We start from the raw sequence: 17,573 nt of genomic DNA on the forward strand, positions 1-17,573 counted from the left end.
GTGCGCACAACGAGGCGACATAGAGCAGCGCGGCGTTGAGCAGCACGGCGTTCCAGCCTGACCGCGCGATGGCATTGACATTCCAGCCGGCGGCGGAGCCTCATCGGATGCTGCGATGGCCCGATCAAGACGCCTATGCGCCCGCCGGGGAACTGTGCACCCGCAGCCGGACGCCGTGCGGGCCACGATGCCCCGGACGGAGCGGGATCTCATCGCGGCCGTCGCGGCCAGGGTGACGCGGCTCGAGCGTTGGAGTGCCGAAGCCGCGAGCCTGGGGAAGGCGGATCAGCCTTCCGGGCGCGTCTTCTGCTTGAACGCAGTGACGGCGGACATCACCAACGCCGAGGGGTTGACGTGGTCGGGGTAGAGATCTGTCATCCGACTCACGAGCTCGCGTGAGTCCGAGCACGTCTCGAAGAGGTCGATGAAGCTCGCCAGGTAGTGCCGAGTCTCCTCGATGCACTCCGCACCGTCGCTACGTGCGGGCGACTTGTGTCCAGCGATCACCGTCGTCGGCTCCAGGCCGGCGATGCGGCCAACACTCGCGACCCACTTGGGCCAGTCGTCCGGACCGCTCGCGGCCAGAAACGGGTTCACTCCGTTGTAGATCGCGTCGCCTGCGATCACGGTGTCGATCGACGGAATGTGCACGATAGACGTCGGCGCGATGTCAGCTTGCTCCAGGTCGATGACCCGCAGCTCGGACTCGTCGACCCAAAGGGCGCCGCCAGCGAGTGGTTCGGGCACAACGGTGTTGTCGAGCGCCTGTCCCTCGAAGAAGCGTGCTGCCGATGCACGCTCAGCCACGATGTTCCGCGCTATGTGGGCAGCGACTGCAGGAGTGGCCACCGCGCGCGCCGCCGGATACCGTTCGAGAAGCATTTCGAGCCCGAAGTAGTGGTCGAAGTGACCGTGGGTGACGAAGATCGTCGTCAACGTTCGCCCGGACGTGTCGATGCGCTGGATCACCTCGTCGACGTCGGCCGCTCGGTACTGGGTATCGACCAGCACCGCCTCGTTCTCACCCAGGATCAGCGAGCAGGTGGTGGGTGAGAACGTTCCGCCGCGCGGCAAGTCGACCGCGTCGCACGTGTAGACGTCAACCTCCACGTTCATCGCGATTGCGCCTTCGACTTGCTCGTCGCGCCCTGGGCTGCGAATGCTGCCTCGACAAGCACCTCGGCAGCCATCCGTCCCTGGGCGGCGAACTGCTCGCCGCCGGTCCGCATCTGCGCAGCCACGAACACGCCGTCCACCAGCATCGACAGTTGGGTGGCCAAGGGCTCGGTCTCACGCAATCCCGCATCCGAGAGGTGGCGGGAGAAAGCGTCACGCATGAACTCCTTGTGCGACACGGCGATGCCGACGAACGGGTGCTCGGGGTCTGCCATCTCGACTGCAACGTTGATGAAGGTGCAGCCGCGGTAGTCCGATCCTGCGGTCACCTGACCCAGGACGTCGAAGAACGCGAAGACGCGCTCCTTCGGCGTGTCAGCAAGCCGCTCGATCTCGCTCTCGAACAGCGTGCGGACGCGCGCGTCCTTGTCGAGCAGGAACTCTTCGACGAGCCCCTCCTTGGAACCGAAGATCCGGTACAGGCTCATGATCGGCGTCTCCGCCTCTTCGAGCAGCCGGTTGATCCCCACGGCGCGAATCCCCTCCGTGTAGAACAGTTCCGCCGCGTTCATCAGACGCCGCCTCGGTTCCAGCGTGCTCTTCTTGACCGTCGTTGCCATGTGCCGATGATAGCGAATATTCTCTATTCATCTCAATCGCCATGGTGAGCTGTGTGGATTGACACGAAAGAGAGTGATCTCTATCATAGGGATCCCATACTCTAGGAGAGGACCACAGATGACGGACAGTGCAGCCCGCGTCGCGGAGAAGACCAGCCAGGAGACCGGCGGCATCGTCACGGAGGTTCTGGGCCACGTGCTGCTGATCGGCCTCAACCGGACGGACAAGCGGAACGCCCTGACGCCTGAGATGTTCGCCGAGCTGTCGGCCGTCTACGCCCGCTACGACAAGGACGACGATCTCCGCTGCGCCGTGCTGTACGGCGAGGGCGGGGTCTACTGCGCCGGAGCGGACCTGACCCGGCTCTCGGAGCTGGTCGAGGACGAAGGCCTGAGCTACGGCCCGGACGACTACGACCCGTTCGGCATCGAGGGCGCCCGCCTTTCGAAGCCCTTGATCACCGCCGTTCACGGCATGTGCTTCGCCGGCGGCATGGAGCTGGCACTGGCTGGTGACATGATCATCGCCGCAGAGGGCACCTTCTTCGGCCAGCCAGAGGTCGCTCGCGGCATCTTCGCCTTCGGAGGCGGCGCCGCCCGATGGAGCGACCGCATCGGCTGGGGCAACGCCATGCGCTACCTGCTGACCGGCGATCCGCTCGACGCCCAGGAGGCGCTCCGGCTCGGCCTCGTCCAGGAGGTCGTTCCGGCCGACCAGCTCAAGGCCCGCGCCACCGAGCTGGCCACGGCGGTGTCCAAGGCTGGTCCTATCGGCGTGCGCCACACCCTCACCGTTGGCCGACGCGTGCACGACGAGGGTCTTCAGGCCGGCCTGGACCTGATCGCGCCCCTGCGCACCGAGATCCTCGGCACCCAGGACGCCGCCGAAGGAGTGCTCTCCTTCAAGGAGCGCCGCGCCGGAAACTACGTGGGCCGTTGAGCCCCTCCACCTTCAACCCCACTCAACATCGAACCATGACCGAAGGACTGAACCATGCGTGAAGCTGTCATCGTCTCCACAGCCCGTACCCCCATCGGAAAGGCATACCGGGGGGCTTTCAACGACACCCATCCGACCACGATGGGCGGGCACGTCGTCCGACATGCTGTCGAGCGGGCAGGGGTTGACCCGAGCGAGGTCCAGGACGTCACCGTCGGGATCGCCATGCCGTCCGACGTCGCCGCCGGCGGCATCGCTCGCCAGATCGCGATCCGCGCCGGGCTGCCGGTGTCGGTCCCAGGCACCACCCTGAACAAGTTCTGCACCTCCGGTCTGGAGGCGATCGCCATTGCGTCGTACAAGGTGCTGAACGAGGGCGTGGACGTCGCCGTCGGTGGCGGCGTCGAGTCGATCAGCATGGTCCAGGTCCCCGGCTTCCAGTTCATGACCCCGGAGGCGTGGATCGAGAAGAACAAGCCGGACTACTACACCCACATGATCGACACCGCAGAGGTCGTGTATGACCGGTACAAGGTCAGCCGCGAGATCCAGGACGAGCTGTCATACCAGAGCCAGCAGCGGACCGCTCGGGCTCAGGCAGAAGGAAAGTTCGACGACGAGATCGTCCCGATGGAGACCTCCAAGAAGATCGTCGACAAGGAGACCGGTGAGGTCTCGTTCCAGACCGTGACTCTGACGAAGGACGAGGGCAACCGGCCCGACACCACACGCGAGGGGCTGCAGGCGCTCAAGCCGGTTGTCCGTCCCGAAGGCTGTGTCACCGCCGGCAACGCCAGCCAACTCTCGGACGGGGCCTCGGCCGCTGTCGTGATGAGCGCCGAGGCGGCCGAGCGCAAGGGGTTGCAGCCGCTGGGGTACTTCCGTGGCTACACCAGCGTCGGTCTCGAGCCCGACGAGATGGGCATCGGTCCCGTCTTCGCGGTCCCGAAGCTGCTGGAGCGGTTCGGCCTCACCGTGGCCGACATCGACCTGTGGGAGCTCAACGAGGCCTTCGCCGTGCAGGTTGCGTACTGCCGTGACCGGCTCGGCATCCCCGACGAGCTGCTGAACGTCAACGGCGGCGCGATCTCGATCGGCCACCCGTACGGGATGACCGGCGCCCGTCAGGTGGGCCACGCCCTGATCGAAGGCAAGCGCCGCGGCGCGAAGTACGTCGTCACCACGATGTGCGCCGCGACCGGCATGGGTGCTGCGGGCCTGTTCGAGGTCGCCTGACGTCCGATCCCGCACTCGTCGGTATCACTCTGGACCCCACGGCTTCCAACCGTGGGGTCCTTTCACGTCCTGTGATGAGCCCGCAGACGTTCCTTCGGCTGGAAGGGTGCCAGGACGAGTAGATGTCGTGGACGTAGCCGCGCAGCGTGGGCTCGCCGATTCAACCGGCGCTGCGCGGCGGCGTCATCGACAGGTCGCAACAAACAGCAGTTGAAGGCCGGCTTCCTCTTCGCGAGGAAGGCGTCGACGCCTGCGATGCCGTCAGGACTCGCGATGCCGCCACGAGGCGCTTGAACTCGGCCAGGTCTCCGCCGACACTGAACGTAGGGCCCTGAGCGTTGACGAGGACCACGCGGGCATCGTGGAGTCGTACTTCTTCTTCGGCACGCTGGGCTGCCCGGTGTGGCGCCCGGCCCATCTGACCGTCCAGGCTGTTGTGCGCCTGACCGTGTGTGAGTTCGATCCGGACAACGCGGTCGACGAAGGCCTAGGTGATCCGGTCATTGATGGTTTCGGGCACGGCTTTCCCGTTGGTGTAAGGGGGAATCGGTGAAGAGTTGGTCAGCTGCAGAGGCGGGGGCCGGCGCCACGACCGGTGCGGCAGAGCGGGACCTGCGTGGCAGGGCGAGGGCCGCGACCGAAGCCAGCACGCCGCAGGTGAGAATCAGGATCCACACCCTCTGGAAGTATGCGACTGCGTCGGAGGGCGTCGCGCCGGCGAGGAGCGCCACCGTCAGCGCGATCCCGAACGTCGCGCCGAACTGGCGGATGGCCTGGTTGACCGCCGCGCCTGCGCCGTACTCGTCCGATGACAGCTCGCGCACAGCGGCGCTCGTCAGCTGGGGAAGGACCAGGGACGCACCGAGCCCGGTGAGCAACGAGGAGGGCAGAAGGGCGGTGAGCCATGACGGATCGGTGTCGAGCGAGAGCAGGAGGAGCGCGGCCGACGCGGCGTACACGAGGCCACCGGGGATCAGCAGCCTGCGCTGTCCGTATCGCGCCGCGACCCGGCCCATCAGAGGAGCCAACACCATGACAATGAAGGCGGCGGGCATCATCGCCAGTCCCGCCTTGACGACGCTGTAGTGCCACACGGAGGTCATGAACTGGATCAGCGCGAAGAACATCGCTGTGAAGCCGATGGTGAAGACAGCTGTGGTGATGTTCGCCCACCGAAACGACGGCCGCGTGAACAGGCTCAGGTCGAGCGCGGGGTGGGGCACGGACAGGGAGCGGCGGACGAACCAGAGGAGGACGACCAGGCCGCACGTGACGACGCCGGCGGTGGGGAGGCTGAGCGCGCCCCACCGCTCACTCTGCACGATGCCGAGGGAAAGCAGGGTGAGCGAGCCGGCGAGCAGAAGGATTCCCAGCGCATCCGGGAAGCGCTCGCGGACAGCCTCACGGGACTCGGGCAGCAGGCTGATCGACAGGGTCACGGCGATGATGCCCACAGGCACGTTGGCAAGGAACACGGACCGCCAGCCGAATGCCTCGACGAGGAGCGCTCCGGCTGTCGGGCCCACTCCAGCGGCGAAGGCGCCGGCCGCGCCCCAAGTGGCGACTGCGACCGGGACCCGCGCTGGGGGAAAGACGGAGAGGACGAGGGCGAGGGATGCGGGCATCAACGCTGCTGCGCCGAATGCCTGGACGACGCGGAAGGCGACAAGAAGGCCCGGTGCGGGGGCTAGCCCGCAGAGCAACGAAGCAGTGGTGAAGACGACCAGACCAGTGACGAAGGTGCGTCGCCGGCCGAAGCGATCGGTCATCCGGCCAGCAGTGACGAGCGTCGCCGCGAGGGCGATCGTGTAGGCCGACAGCGTCCACGACATCGTCGCGAAGGAGACGGACGGGAAGCTCGCCCGGATGTCGTCGAAGGCGACGAAGAGCACCTGAGTGTCAAGCATCACCATGAAGGCGGCTGTACTTGCGATCGCGAGAACGGTCCAAGGGTTGACCTCGCGGATAGAGGAAAGCGTCATGGCGGGGCCTCGGGCAGTCGGGCGAAGAGGTGAGTGTGTGGGCAGACATGAGGCCCAGGCGGCGGACGGTCCGCCCGGGCCTTACACGCGGCTCAGCTGAGACGCTCGATGACCATGGCCATGCCCTGGCCGCCGCCGACGCACATCGTCTCGAGGCCGATCGTCTTGTCCTGCGAACGGAGGTTGTTGATGAGCGTGCCCGTGATCCGGGCGCCGCTCATGCCGAACGGGTGACCCAGCGCGATCGCGCCGCCGTTGATGTTCAGCTTGTCCTCGTCGAGCTTCAGCGCGTCGGCCGACCCGAGGACCTGCACCGCGAACGCCTCGTTGATCTCCGCGAGGTCGATGTCGCCGATGCTCATCCCCGCGTGGCGCAGCGCCTGCTTGGTCGCCTCGATCGGGCCCAGGCCCATGATCTCGGGGGAGAGGCCGGTGACGCCGGTCGAGATGATCCGGGCGAGCGGGGTCAGGCCGAGCTCGCGTGCGCGGACATCCGACATCACGACGAGCGCAGCAGCACCGTCGTTGAGCGGGCACGCGTTGCCAGCCGTGACGGAGCCGCCCTTGCGGAAGACCGGCTCGAGGCCGGCCAGCGCCTCCGACGTCGTGCCGAAGCGGGGGCAGTCGTCGTCGGAGATGACGGTGCCGTCGGCCAGGGTGATGCCTGTGATCTCGGACTCGAAGTGACCGCGCTTGATGGCGGCTTCAGCCCGCTGCTGCGACCGCAGGGCCCACTCGTCCTGGCGCTCGCGCGAGATGCCCGTGAACGAGGCGACGTTCTCGGCGGTCTCGCCCATGTCGAGGTAGATGTCGGGAACGAGGCCGTCCTCGCGCGGATCGCTCCACGGCGCGTTGCTGGCCTTGCGAGCTGCGGTGCGCTCCATCGCGGTGGCGAAGAGCGGGTTCTCGGTACCCGGGAAGTTGTCCGAGTTGCCGTTGACGAATCTCGAGACGGCCTCGACGCCTGCGGACAGATACGCCGTGCCCTCACCCGCCTTGATCGCGTGGAAGGCCATACGCGTGGTTTGCAGCGACGACGAGCAGTAGCGCGTGACGGTGGTGCCGGGGAGGGTGTCGAGGCCGAGCTGGACGGCGACGCGGCGCGCCATGTTCCAGCCCTGCTCGCCGCCGGGGAGGCCACAGCCGACCATGAGGTCGGTGATCTCGTCGGTGGCGAGCTCGGGCAGGCCGGCGAGGAGCGACCCGATGACCTGGGCGAGGAGGTCGTCAGCGCGGACCTCCTTCAGGCTGCCCTTGAAGGCGCGCCCGATCGGGGAGCGGGTGTGGGCGACGAAGACTGCTTCGGGCATGGGGATCACTCTCTGTCGTGGTCGGTCAGGTGCCGTGCCAACAGCTGGATGAGGTCCTGGGGCACGGAGCGCGCCGTGCCCCAGGACCTCCGTCGCGGGGCCTCGATCAGGAGGCGGAGACGGGCTCGAGCGGGAGCATCGTGGCCTCGTCGTAGGGGATCGGGCGGTTTTCCTTGGCCCAGAGCTTTTCCATGTCGGAGTCCTCAGGAGGAGCCGTCAGGCCCTGGACTCGCCACAGGTCGATGGGCGTCTCGTCGAAGTGGATCTCCCAGCCGAAGCCGCGGTCCTTGATGTAGGGAGCGAGCGTCGCTTCGAAGACAGCCATGGCGAGCTTGCGGAACTCCGGGTCGTCCAGTTGGCGGGCGATGTGGTCCACGACGATCCGGACGAAGTTGTTCTGCGGCTCGCCTCCGACGTACATCGTGTTCTCCGGCATCTCCTGGAAACGGATGACGACATAGAACTCCGGAAGGTTGACGAAGTCGACGTACACCTTGGTGAGGTCCTTGGACAGCTGCTGCTTGTCCTCGGGCGTGAAGGCGTTCTCCGGCGTAAAGATTTCCCAGTACGGCATTGCAGTTCCTCCTAATGAGTGTTTCCAGCCCGCCACGCGGTCTGATCTGGTCGACCTCTCGGTCGGGGTGCAGGGTCACGCGTTAAACCGAGGCCGCGATCCGGTACGCCTCGATGGCGTCGTAGCGGGTGACCGCACCTGGGGAGACGACCTGCTCCGGCGGGGCGCCGGCCAGGATCTTCTTGATAGGTGTCTCGAGCTTCTTGCCAGTGAGGGTCCGCGGCACTGCCGGGACGGCAGCCACGAGGTCGGGGACGTGGCGAGGCGACAACTCCTTGCGGATGACGCCCTTGAGCGCCTTCACGGTGTCTTCGGTCATCGCGTGGCCCTCTGTGAGCTGGACGAACAGCATCAGCTCGCCAGGGCCTCCCGCGGAGTCCTCGAGATGGACGACGAGGCTGTCCTGGATCTCAGGAAGTGCCTCGACAAGGTTGTAGAACTCGGCCGTGCCGATCCGGACGCCACCGCGGTTGAGCGTGGCGTCGGAACGGCCTTGGATGACGACGCTCTGGCGGTCTGACACGGTGACCCAGTCGCCGTGCCTCCAGACTCCCGGGTAGATGTCGAAGTACGCCGCGAGGTAGCGCTCCATGCCGACGTCGTTCCAGAACGCCACCGGCATGGAGGGCATCGGGGATCGGACGACCAACTCCCCGACCCGGTTGACGATTGCTGCGCCCTCGTCGTTGAAGGCCGCCACATCGGCCCCGAGCGTCGGGGCCGAGAGCTCGCCCCGGTAGACCGGGACCCAGGGGTTGCCCGACACGAAGTTGGAGCAGATGTCGGTCCCGCCGCTCATGGAGTTCAGGTAGACCTCGGCCGGCAGGACCTCGTAGATCCAGTCGTAGGCCTCCGGGGGAAGCACCGCACCTGTCACTCCGAGGGTGCGGAGGGCGCTCAGGTCGAAGCTGTCGGCGGGTCGCATCGACTCAGTGCGACAAGCCATCAGGTATCCGGGGCTGGTGCCGAAGTTGGTGACCCCGGTCTCAGCCGCGATTCGCCAGGGCTCCTCGAGGTCCGGGTAGAAGGGATTTCCGTCCGTGACCACGATGCTCGCCCCGATCATGAGGGCGCTGACCATGCAGTTCCACACGGTCCAGCCGGTCGTGCTCATCAGCATCACCCGGTCGCCGGGGCGGGTGTCGAGGTGCAACGCATGCAGCTTGAGGTGCTCGAGGGCAATGCCCCCGTGACTGTGGACGATGGCCTTGGGCAGACCGGTCGTCCCCGAGGAGAACAACGTCCACAGGGGGTGGTCGAACGAGACCGGCTCGAACTCGAGCGGCTCGTCCGTGCTTTGCTGCTCGAGCAACGAGGTCCAGTCATGGGCGCCACTGACCTCATGCGGCCCGTAGGACAGGCCGACGACGTTCTCCACCGTCGGGAGGGAGTCCCGGATAATCTGTAGCTCAGCGGTCCGGTCGACCTCCTTCGCCCCGTAGCTGTAGCCGGAGACGGCAAGGAGAAGCCTCGGCTCGAGCTGCGCCAGCCGGTCGACCACGCTCTTGGCGCCGAACTCCGGCGGGCAGCAGGCCCACGTCGCGCCGAGCGAGACGGTGGCGAGCATCGCGATGACGGCCTCCGGGATGTTCGGGAGGTAGCCGACGACGCGATCACCCTTGCAGACACCCAGTGCGCGAAACGCTGCGCGCGCACGGCGGACCTGCTCGGCGAGCTCGCCGAAGGTCAGCTCGAGCGTGTCCCGCGCCTGCGATCTGCCCACGATGGCCACACGGTCGGGATCATCAATTGATCCCAGAATGGTCTCCGCGTAGTTCACACGAGCCGTCGGGAACCAGTTGGCGCCTGGCATGGTTCGGGCGCCGAGGGCGCAGCTGCCGGGTGATCCGGGGACGTCGAAGTATTCCCACATCGATGTCCAGAAGCCCTCCAGGTCCTCCACCGACCAGGTCCACAGATCGCGGTAGGAGTCGAATCGCTGGCCGCGGTCGGCGAGCCAGGCGACGTACTTGCCGAGCCCGGTCTCGGCAAGCGCTGCTCCCTCGAAAGCGGGCCTCATGACCGCGCCGAGATCCGCGGCGAGGCCGGAGGGATCGGGGCGGTCGGTAGTGGTACTCATCATCAAGCTCGATCAGGCGCCGAGGTGCTTGACGAAGTGGTCACGGGCCGCCGACGCGCACTCCTCGAAACCAGGCCCGCCATACCCGTCGAAGTGACCACCCGAGAGAACCTTGAGCTCCTTGGGCTCGCGGGCGTCCTCGAAGGCATCCAGCGCGAACTGGAACGGGGCCACGGTGTCGTTGTCGGCGACGAGCATCAGCAGCGGGGTCGGGGAGATCCGGCTGATATAGCTGCCCGGCTCGTACTCCGAAGCCCACTCCAGGCTCCGTGCGGTGACCTCGTTCTTCCAGTTCGGCGCGCGGTTGGCGGCACCCTTCGTGAACCACTCGTAGGCGTCGGGTGCGGGCATCATCGCCTGCCCGGCCGGGTCATCGGTCACGGCAGCGAGCTTCGCGGGCTCGCCACCGGCGAACCGGTTCAGCCGGTCGCCGTTGAACTGGTCGCGGACATGGGAGACGAAGTCGGGGCGTACCTGGGCGCCGAAGGCGCGGGAGCCCGAGATAAAGGGCACCTGGGAGACGACGGCCTTGACGCGCTTGTCGATGGCCGCGACGAGGAGTGCGTGTCCACCGGCGAAACTGGTACCCCACAGGCCGATCCGGTCGGCGTCGACATCAGGGCGGGTGGAGGCGTACGTGATGGCGTTGCGGATGTCGCGGTGCTGGAGGACCGGGTCGGTCTCCTGGCGCGGCAGGCCGTCGCTCTCGCCGTAGTTGCGGTGGTCGTAGACGACCACGTTGAGACCGGCGGCCGCAAAGTGCGCCGCGTAGTCGTCGAGGTAGAGTTCCTTGACGGCCGTCATTCCGTGGGTCATCACCACGGCCGGGGCCGGCCCCGTGGCGTTGTCGGCCGGGTAGAACCAGCCGCGGAGGGTGACGCCGCCCTCACCGGTGAACTCAATGTCTTCGCGAGTCATTTCAGTGCCGCCTTCTGTCGTGGTGTCTGACAGAACGACCGTATGAAACTGTGACGCCCGTCTCATAGGATGATTGCGCCCGCGGGTGGAACCGGAGCGCCACGCCCAGAGAGCGCGCCGACGAAGCGCTCAGACGATGCCGTGGGCGGCGCGGTAGTCACCCGGAGACATCGCGAACTCGCGGCGGAACTCACGTCCGAGATGGCTCGCGTCGCAGAATCCCCAGCGGTGTGCGATGGCCGCGACGGAGGCAGAGGTGTGCACCAGGTCGTTCCTTGCAGCAGCGAGACGCTGGGCTCGCACGACCGATCCCATGGTGTCGCCGGTCGCCGCGAATGCACGGTGGACCGTCCGCGCAGCGACGTTGTACGCCGCGGCGAGGTCGCCGACGCGGATCACGCCCTTGGTGAGGTGGTCGGCGATCCATCCCTCCATCTGCTTGCGCAGGAAGGGCAGGAAGTCGGTCTCGCTCACATCCGGTGCGTGTCCTGAGCGGATCATCCCGGCGATCAGCGTCATCAGGGCGTCACGGGCACCCTCGACCTCGGTCGGCGTCAGTCGGTCGAGCTGGGCATCGACGCCGCTCATGAAGTCCTGAGCGAGCTGTGCCAATCGGTTCTCACGGGTATCCAGCAGCAGGAAGTCGGGAACGCCCACGCCGGTGTCATAGGGAGCGAGAGCGGTGAGGGGCACCCGGACGGTGCGCTTGGTGGCCGACTCCGGGACCACGAAGTTGCCCGTGGCGCGAGTGCTCATCACCAGCAGCACGCCGGGCCGCAGGACCACGGTCCTCTCGGGAGTCTGAATGATCAGGCGACCGGTCGTCACCGTGAACAGGACGAGGGCGCAGGCGTCGTTCTTCGCCGTGGAACTGCGGCGCACGCCCTCGATCTCCGTGCTCTGCCAGTCCGTGATCAGCAGGTCACCCAGGTCCCGTGCCTCCAGTGACCCGACCTCGGGGATCGCTCTGGTGGACCGGAGGTCCATGGGCGCAAGGCGGTCGTGGACGGCGTCTCGCCAGCGCGCGTGGAGTTCGTCGAACGAGAGCCCCTGCTTCGGTGCGAAGGTGGGTGCGGATCGGAGTTCTGTCATGGTCATGGTGGCGCTCCTGCGGTCAGACTCGTCTTCAGCGTTCTCCAAAAGTGTGCTTCGATGTGACGAACGTTACTTGCCCCTAGGCGACAAGGATTTGGCCATGCGCGACAGTGACCTGCCGATCCGGGCGGGCATCCTGCGTGGCTTTCCAGCGCTGGTCGGCGAGCTCGGCGGCCAGGGTGAGGAGCTGCTCGCGGCTCATGGCTTTGATGCCGAGGTAGGCACTCAGCCCGACGTTTTCATCAGCCTGCGCGACGTGGAACGGCTCCTCGAGGACGCTGCGAGCCGACTCGGCGTACCCGACCTCGGCCTGCGCCTGGCGGCCCGGCAGGACCTGCACATCCTGGGCCCGTTGGCCATCGCGATGGAGAATGCGCAGACGGTTGGTGAGGCCCTCCAATCGGCGGAGCGGTTCCTGTTCGTCCTCAGCCCGGCCCTCTCACATGAGGTCATCGCGGACCCGCTGAACAACCCTGCCCTCCTTGCGCTCCGCTACTCGAGTACGACGGGTACGGGCTCGCCTCAGTCGATCGACTACGGCCTCGGCTTGGTCCACCGGGTGGTCGTGCTGGTCAGCGGAGGGAACTACGGCCTGCGCTCCGTCCACCTGCCGCATGGGCGGATCGCCCCGGAGGCGGTCTACCGGGAGTACTTCGGAGCCGACGTCGTGTTCGACGGTGTCGAAGCGCTCCTGCGGCTCCCGCGGCAGTTTCTTGCTGTCCCGGTCGGCGGCGGCAACGAGCTGCTGCGGGAGATCGCGATCGACTTCCTGGAGACGCACTTCGGGCACGAAGAGGTGCCGGTGACCGATCTCGTGCTCGCGATCCTCCAGGGTCAGCCAGGACCAGACCGGCCCGACCTGGCCAAGGCGGCGCGACTGCTGAGCATGCATCCGCGCTCCCTCCAGCGACTCCTCGTCGTCGAAGGTGCAACCTTCAAGGAGCTGGTCGACCGGGTGCGGCGCGACCAGGCCCACACGCTGATCACGACGACGAACCTGTCGTTCTCGCAGATCGCCGCCCAGGTCGGCCTACGCGAGCAGTCGAGCCTGACCCGCGCCGTACGACGGTGGTTCGGGACGTCGCCGTCAGCGCTCCGGCGCGATGCGGCACGTGAGTCCCATGCAGAGGCACAGCCGTTCTAGCGGGGCCGGCCGCAGCGTTCATAGCCTGCAAGGACAGCCCAACGATGAAAGGCGTTTGCTCATGTCCCTGCCGGAATCCACGGAACAGTTCACGTTGGAGGATGCCGACGGCGTCCTGGTCGTGACCTTCTCGTCCGCTCCGCTCAACTACCTCAACGTCAACAGCCTCGACCAGCTCGGCAAGCTCGTCCCGGTGATGGCTGACCCGAAGTACCGCGCGGTTATCTTCCAGTCGCGGCCCGAGGAGGTCGGCAACTTCACGCACTTTTCCGTCGAGGAGATCTACGAGCTGATCGTCAAGTCGCCCGAGACCTCTCGGTATGCGGCTGACATCGTACGTCAGTTCAAGGCCCTCCTCGACCAGATCGCCGCACTTCCCAAGGTGACGATCGCCGCTCTCAACGGGGACACCATGGGCGGCGGCCAGGAGCTGGCGCTGGCCTGCGACATCCGTATCGGCGAGCGCGGCGACTACCGCTACGGCCAGCCGGAGGTCCGCCTGGGCATCATTCCCGGCGCGGGCGGGAGCCAGCGTCTCGCCCGCCTCATCGGCCTGGGTAAGGCGCTCAACATGATCCTCCGCGGTCGCGTGGTGGCCCCCGAGGAGGCCCTTGACATGGGCATCGTCACCGAGCTCGTCGATGACGCCCCGGCGCGCGCCCTCGAGATCGCCCGCGAGATCGCGCAGCTCCCGCCGATCGGCATCGCCAAGGCGAAGGCCTCGATCTACAAGGGCTTCGACACCAACATCCAGGCCGGCTTCGAGATGGAGAGCCTCTTCTGGATGGAGGCCATGCAGTCCGACGACGCGAAGGCGTCGATGATCCACTTCCTCGACCTGCCCTTCGAGAAGCGCCGCGACTACATCGAGAACGGCCCCTACCCGGAGAGCACCGGCGTCTGACCGACTCCCCGCCGCTCCGCCGTGGACCCGCTGTGCACCCGCTGTGCACCCGCGCGGGTTCACGGCGTAGCGGGTGGCCTCTGATGGGTGCCGGAGTCGCGGAGGTCGCCACCGGCAGGGGATGGAGAACGCGGGTCGTCCGTCGCAAGACGGGCTGCGGCTTCTGCCTGCACAGAACGCCTCAGAACCCGCCCTCAGGCCGCCACAGTCGAGCGCTGGTCTCGAGCGGCCGTGTCAGCAGGGCATCCCGCGTGTGGCGTCCAGCGGCCGCAATGACGGCCGGGCCGAGGTCGCGCGCCCTGCGGCAGATCCAGGGAACGATGTGGTGGACGAGGGTTCGGACTGCATCGCGCGGGGTAGAGGGAGCGCTGGTACAGGTCAGCGACGGCAATCGAACGGCCACGCCCTCAGCGCGGAGCAGTATTCCGACCTGCTGGGCAAGCCAGCGGTGGCCGAGCTCTGAGGGATGCAGACGGTCGAAGGCCCACAAGGAGCGGTCGTAGATGAGCGGGTCGGCCGCCAGGTCGAGCCCAAGGCCGCCGTACCTTCCCTGGACCTCCTCGTAGATGTCGTTGAGGATCTGGATCCGCCGACGCATCGGTCGCGCTAACACTTCCGGAAGGCCTAGTACGCGGGTGTGGTCATGGAACCGGACGGTGAGGAGCAGCGTGCCCTGGCGAACCAGCTCATCCGCGCAGTGGAGCAGGTCAGCCCGCACACGGTCAGGATCCCAGGTCGAGCGCATCGCGTCGTTGAGCCCGACAACCAGCGATGTCATGTCCGGACGGTGAGCGAGGGCGTCGGGCAGTTGGTGGTGCCGCACGTCGGCGACGGTCGCGCCGGGGGTCGCGAGCTTGCAGAAGACCCGATCCTCGGAGTCGAGGGCGTCAGCGAGGATCTGTGCCCAGCCGCGCCACCCGTCCGGTGTGGGGTCGCCGACCCCGCAGGAGGCCGAGTCACCGAGCGCGATGAACCGGACGCAGTCATGTGTTGTCGAGGTCGCCATGGCGGGATGCCTTTCTGTGCAGGTCGGCTGAGGCGTTTGACCTCATTGAAGATCCGCCAGCTCGTCGTTGCCACGGGGGGACTACGCACGTCTGTACCTGTTCCCTACGTACGGTCGACGTTGCGTCGGGCGCCCCGTCTCAGCGGCGACGTGCGCTCTACCACCCAGATGCAGGTGATCGGGCCCGTTGATCAAGGCCTCGACTGGTCCGAGACCCAGACCGCGAGCTGCGTCCGCGACGTGAACCCGAGCTTGGTCAGAGCTCTCTCCACATGGCCTTCTACGGTCCGCCGCGAGAGAGTGAGCTTGCTGGCGATGTCCTGATTTGTCAGCCCCGTCGCGACCAGTTCCGCGACCTGCCGCTCTCGTCTGGTCAGACGCGCGAGCCCGGACGCAGTCACGGGCACGGCGGATGCCTGCAAGGTCGGCTCCTCGCTCAGCGCGCAGCTGATCGCGGCGTCTTCGTCCATCGCGAGTCCTGCGGCGTACGACGCTTCGTACGGATCCGGCCCGAGGGACTCTCGCAACGCCAACTCGCAGCGCTGCCGCAACGACGTGAGCCCAGGTAGCGCCTCGAGCGAGGTCGCCATGTAGCGCCAGAGGCGGTCGGCCGCGCCGAGCAATGTGGCAGCTCGCACAGGAGCGTCCGAGGCGTGCATCCAGGCACACGCCTCGAGGCAGAGGGCCAGTCCGAGCCGCTCGCCCATGCGCCGTTTGAGCGCGAGGCTCTTCCCCTCCAGCTCGAGCGCCGTGACCTGGTCCCCACCCGCCCAGACGACCAGACCGAGATGCCACAGCGAGAACGACCGGCACCACGACTCACCGCTGGACTCGCAGATCTCCAGGCTCAGCTCGTGGGATCGGGCGGCTCGTGTCAGGTCACCGGCGAAGCCACACGACATGCCGATCAGCGTGTGGGTCTCCGCGATGTCGCGGAGGGCACCACCGTGCTCGAGAAGAGTTGCCAGGGCACGGTCGTGGCTCTCCACACAAGCCTCGTGGTCGCCCAGGAACATCAGGTGCCAACCGGTCGCCTGGTCGGCCAGCCAGGCGGCTTCCGGAGGAAGCCGATCTGCAAGCTCGCGAGCCTCGGAGGCGAGGGTCGCGCTCGACTCCCGGTCGCCCTGAAGCGCGGCCAGCACACACGCGGCGCGCAGCCCTCTGAGTCGTACCAGGCTGTCGTCGGTCGCCAGCGCGATGAGTCTGCGCAGCCAGTACCGCACTTCGGTGAATGCGCCGTAGGCCATGGCGTACTTGCGCATCCGGGCGGCCAGCTCCAGACCGACCGTGGCCGCACCGATCTCCGAGCACGCGTACTCGAGTGCGATTCTGATGTTGGCATCCTCCCTCCGCATCCGGCGCATCCAGCCGATCTGTCGGGGGCTCATCCAGTCCTCATCTATACGCCGCAGCAACGCGACGTAGAAGTCGAGGACCCGCTGCCGTACGGGGGCCGTGGAGCCCGCAGTCGCAAGATGGGCCGCCCCGAACTGCCGCAACACCTCGTGCATCCGAAACTGCGTGCGGCCGTCGACGAACTCCGTCGTGAGGATCGACTTGTCCACGAGTGCCTGAGCTAGGAGGGCGATCGACTCCGGCGTTGCAGACGGGTCGTCGCCGCGGGTGACATAGTGGATCGCGTCCATCTCGAAGCCACTGGCGAAGATCGACAGCAGCGTCCACATCCGGCGCTCCGCACGCGAGCATTGTGCGTAGCTCCACTCGATGCACGCACTCATCGTGCGGTGCCGTTCGGGGACGTTGCGGTCGCCCAGATCGAGCAGCTCCCAATGATCCCGAAGGCGCTCGAGGAGCTCGGCCGGGGACATCGAGCGCAGCCTCGGAGCGGCCAGCTCCAGAGCGAGGGGGATGCCTTCGAGATGCCGGCAGATCTCCAGCACCGCTGTCCTGTTCTCGCCATCGAAATCAAAGCCTGGCACCACATGTCGGACCCGTTCCACGAAGAAACGCACAGCCTCGTGGTCGTGAAGGGACATATCTTCGGTGGGCGTTCCCGGGACTGCCAACGGCCCGACGGGACGGATGACCTCACCTGAGATCCGCAGGGGCTCTCTGCTCGTGGCCAGGATGCGCAACCGCGGACAGGTGCGCAGGAGCGTGTCGGCAAGCATCGCGCAGTGCTCGATCAAGTGCTCACAGTTGTCCAGCACCAGAATCAGGTCGCGTTCGCGGAGGTATTCGGCAAGCTGGATCGTTCCGACCTCGCTCGACCGGTCGTGGATGCCAAGCACCGCTCCGATCGTCTCCGGAATCAACAAGGGGTCGGACAGCTCAGCGAGCGGCACGAACCAGACACCATCGGGGACACTCCGCTGCAGTTCTCGTGCGACCCGCAGCGCCAGCCGAGTCTTGCCCACGCCGCCCAGTCCGGTCAGCGTCACGAGCCGTCCCTCGGTCACCAGTTGCCGGACGTCGGCGCGATCTTGTCGCCGGCCGACGAACTCGGTCAGCTCGACGGGAAGACTCGACGAAATCGCCGGGGCACGGGCCAACTGGCTCACATTGCCAGCGTATGCCCGGCTCAGCTGCGCGTCACTGATCGACCGTGACCCGGCCGTCTCCTCGCGCCAACGCTGGACTCAGAATGTACGCGCGGCCGCGAGTCGATGCGCATCCTCTGCACCCGC

14 protein-coding genes are annotated in these 17,573 nt (G+C 66.9%); 4 read left to right on the top strand and 10 right to left on the bottom strand.

Translation table 11 applies throughout. The features are described from left to right. Positions 1–285: 285 nt before the first annotated feature. Positions 286–1,110, bottom strand: coding sequence for an MBL fold metallo-hydrolase (locus ACIA03_RS23320; RefSeq protein WP_396986953.1), 825 nt, complete (start codon positions 1,108–1,110; stop codon positions 286–288). Between the two features lie 2 nt (positions 1,111–1,112). Further along, positions 1,113–1,736: a TetR/AcrR family transcriptional regulator gene (locus tag ACIA03_RS23325; protein WP_396986955.1), complete on the bottom strand. Its 624-nt coding sequence runs from the start codon at positions 1,734–1,736 to the stop codon at positions 1,113–1,115. A 118-nt stretch (positions 1,737–1,854) separates the two neighbouring features. Between ACIA03_RS23325 and ACIA03_RS23330 the strand changes: the two genes are divergently transcribed. After that, on the top strand, positions 1,855–2,676 hold the full coding sequence (locus tag ACIA03_RS23330; protein WP_396986957.1) for a crotonase/enoyl-CoA hydratase family protein: 822 nt from the start codon (positions 1,855–1,857) through the stop codon (positions 2,674–2,676). A gap of 54 nt (positions 2,677–2,730) precedes the next feature. Continuing rightward, positions 2,731–3,912, top strand: coding sequence for an acetyl-CoA C-acyltransferase (locus ACIA03_RS23335; protein WP_396986959.1), 1,182 nt, complete (start codon positions 2,731–2,733; stop codon positions 3,910–3,912). 500 nt (positions 3,913–4,412) lie between these two features. On the opposite strand, the gene ACIA03_RS23340 is transcribed toward ACIA03_RS23335, so the two are convergent. The 6 genes from ACIA03_RS23340 to ACIA03_RS23365 form a co-directional block, all read right to left on the bottom strand. Next, positions 4,413–5,894: an MFS transporter gene (locus ACIA03_RS23340; protein WP_396986961.1), complete on the bottom strand. Its 1,482-nt coding sequence runs from the start codon at positions 5,892–5,894 to the stop codon at positions 4,413–4,415. Positions 5,895–5,986: 92 nt separating this feature from the next. Then, entirely contained in the window at positions 5,987–7,204 is a 1,218-nt protein-coding gene (locus tag ACIA03_RS23345) for an acetyl-CoA C-acetyltransferase (RefSeq protein WP_396986963.1), read from the bottom strand. A gap of 106 nt (positions 7,205–7,310) precedes the next feature. Further along, the gene (locus ACIA03_RS23350) at positions 7,311–7,778 is read right to left on the bottom strand and encodes a tautomerase family protein (RefSeq protein WP_396986965.1); all 468 of its coding nucleotides are present in this window, start codon (positions 7,776–7,778) and stop codon (positions 7,311–7,313) included. A gap of 82 nt (positions 7,779–7,860) precedes the next feature. Next, entirely contained in the window at positions 7,861–9,858 is a 1,998-nt protein-coding gene (locus tag ACIA03_RS23355; protein WP_396986967.1) for an acetoacetate--CoA ligase, read from the bottom strand. A 12-nt stretch (positions 9,859–9,870) separates the two neighbouring features. Beyond that, positions 9,871–10,776 carry an alpha/beta hydrolase gene (locus ACIA03_RS23360; protein ID WP_396986969.1) on the bottom strand — a complete coding sequence of 302 codons (906 nt, stop codon included), beginning with the start codon at positions 10,774–10,776 and terminating at the stop codon, positions 9,871–9,873. Positions 10,777–10,905: 129 nt separating this feature from the next. Beyond that, positions 10,906–11,874, bottom strand: a complete 969-nt coding sequence (locus tag ACIA03_RS23365; protein ID WP_396986971.1) for an AraC family transcriptional regulator — start codon at positions 11,872–11,874, stop codon at positions 10,906–10,908. A gap of 97 nt (positions 11,875–11,971) precedes the next feature. On the opposite strand from ACIA03_RS23365, the gene ACIA03_RS23370 reads away from it, so the two are divergent. Next, positions 11,972–13,015, top strand: coding sequence for an AraC family transcriptional regulator (locus ACIA03_RS23370; RefSeq protein WP_396986972.1), 1,044 nt, complete (start codon positions 11,972–11,974; stop codon positions 13,013–13,015). Positions 13,016–13,076: 61 nt separating this feature from the next. Next, a complete protein-coding gene (locus ACIA03_RS23375; protein WP_396986974.1) occupies positions 13,077–13,919 on the top strand; it encodes an enoyl-CoA hydratase/isomerase family protein in 843 nt (280 codons plus the stop codon). Between the two features lie 181 nt (positions 13,920–14,100). On the opposite strand, the gene ACIA03_RS23380 is transcribed toward ACIA03_RS23375, so the two are convergent. Both ACIA03_RS23380 and ACIA03_RS23385 read right to left on the bottom strand, forming a co-directional pair. Next, positions 14,101–14,925 carry an SGNH/GDSL hydrolase family protein gene (locus tag ACIA03_RS23380; RefSeq protein WP_396986976.1) on the bottom strand — a complete coding sequence of 275 codons (825 nt, stop codon included), beginning with the start codon at positions 14,923–14,925 and terminating at the stop codon, positions 14,101–14,103. Positions 14,926–15,116: 191 nt separating this feature from the next. Beyond that, positions 15,117–17,447, bottom strand: a complete 2,331-nt coding sequence (locus ACIA03_RS23385) for an ATP-binding protein (RefSeq protein ID WP_396986978.1) — start codon at positions 17,445–17,447, stop codon at positions 15,117–15,119. Positions 17,448–17,573: the final 126 nt, after the last annotated feature.

The organism is Nocardioides sp. NPDC051685 (genome assembly GCF_044453405.1).
Lineage (GTDB): Bacteria > Actinomycetota > Actinomycetes > Propionibacteriales > Nocardioidaceae > Nocardioides.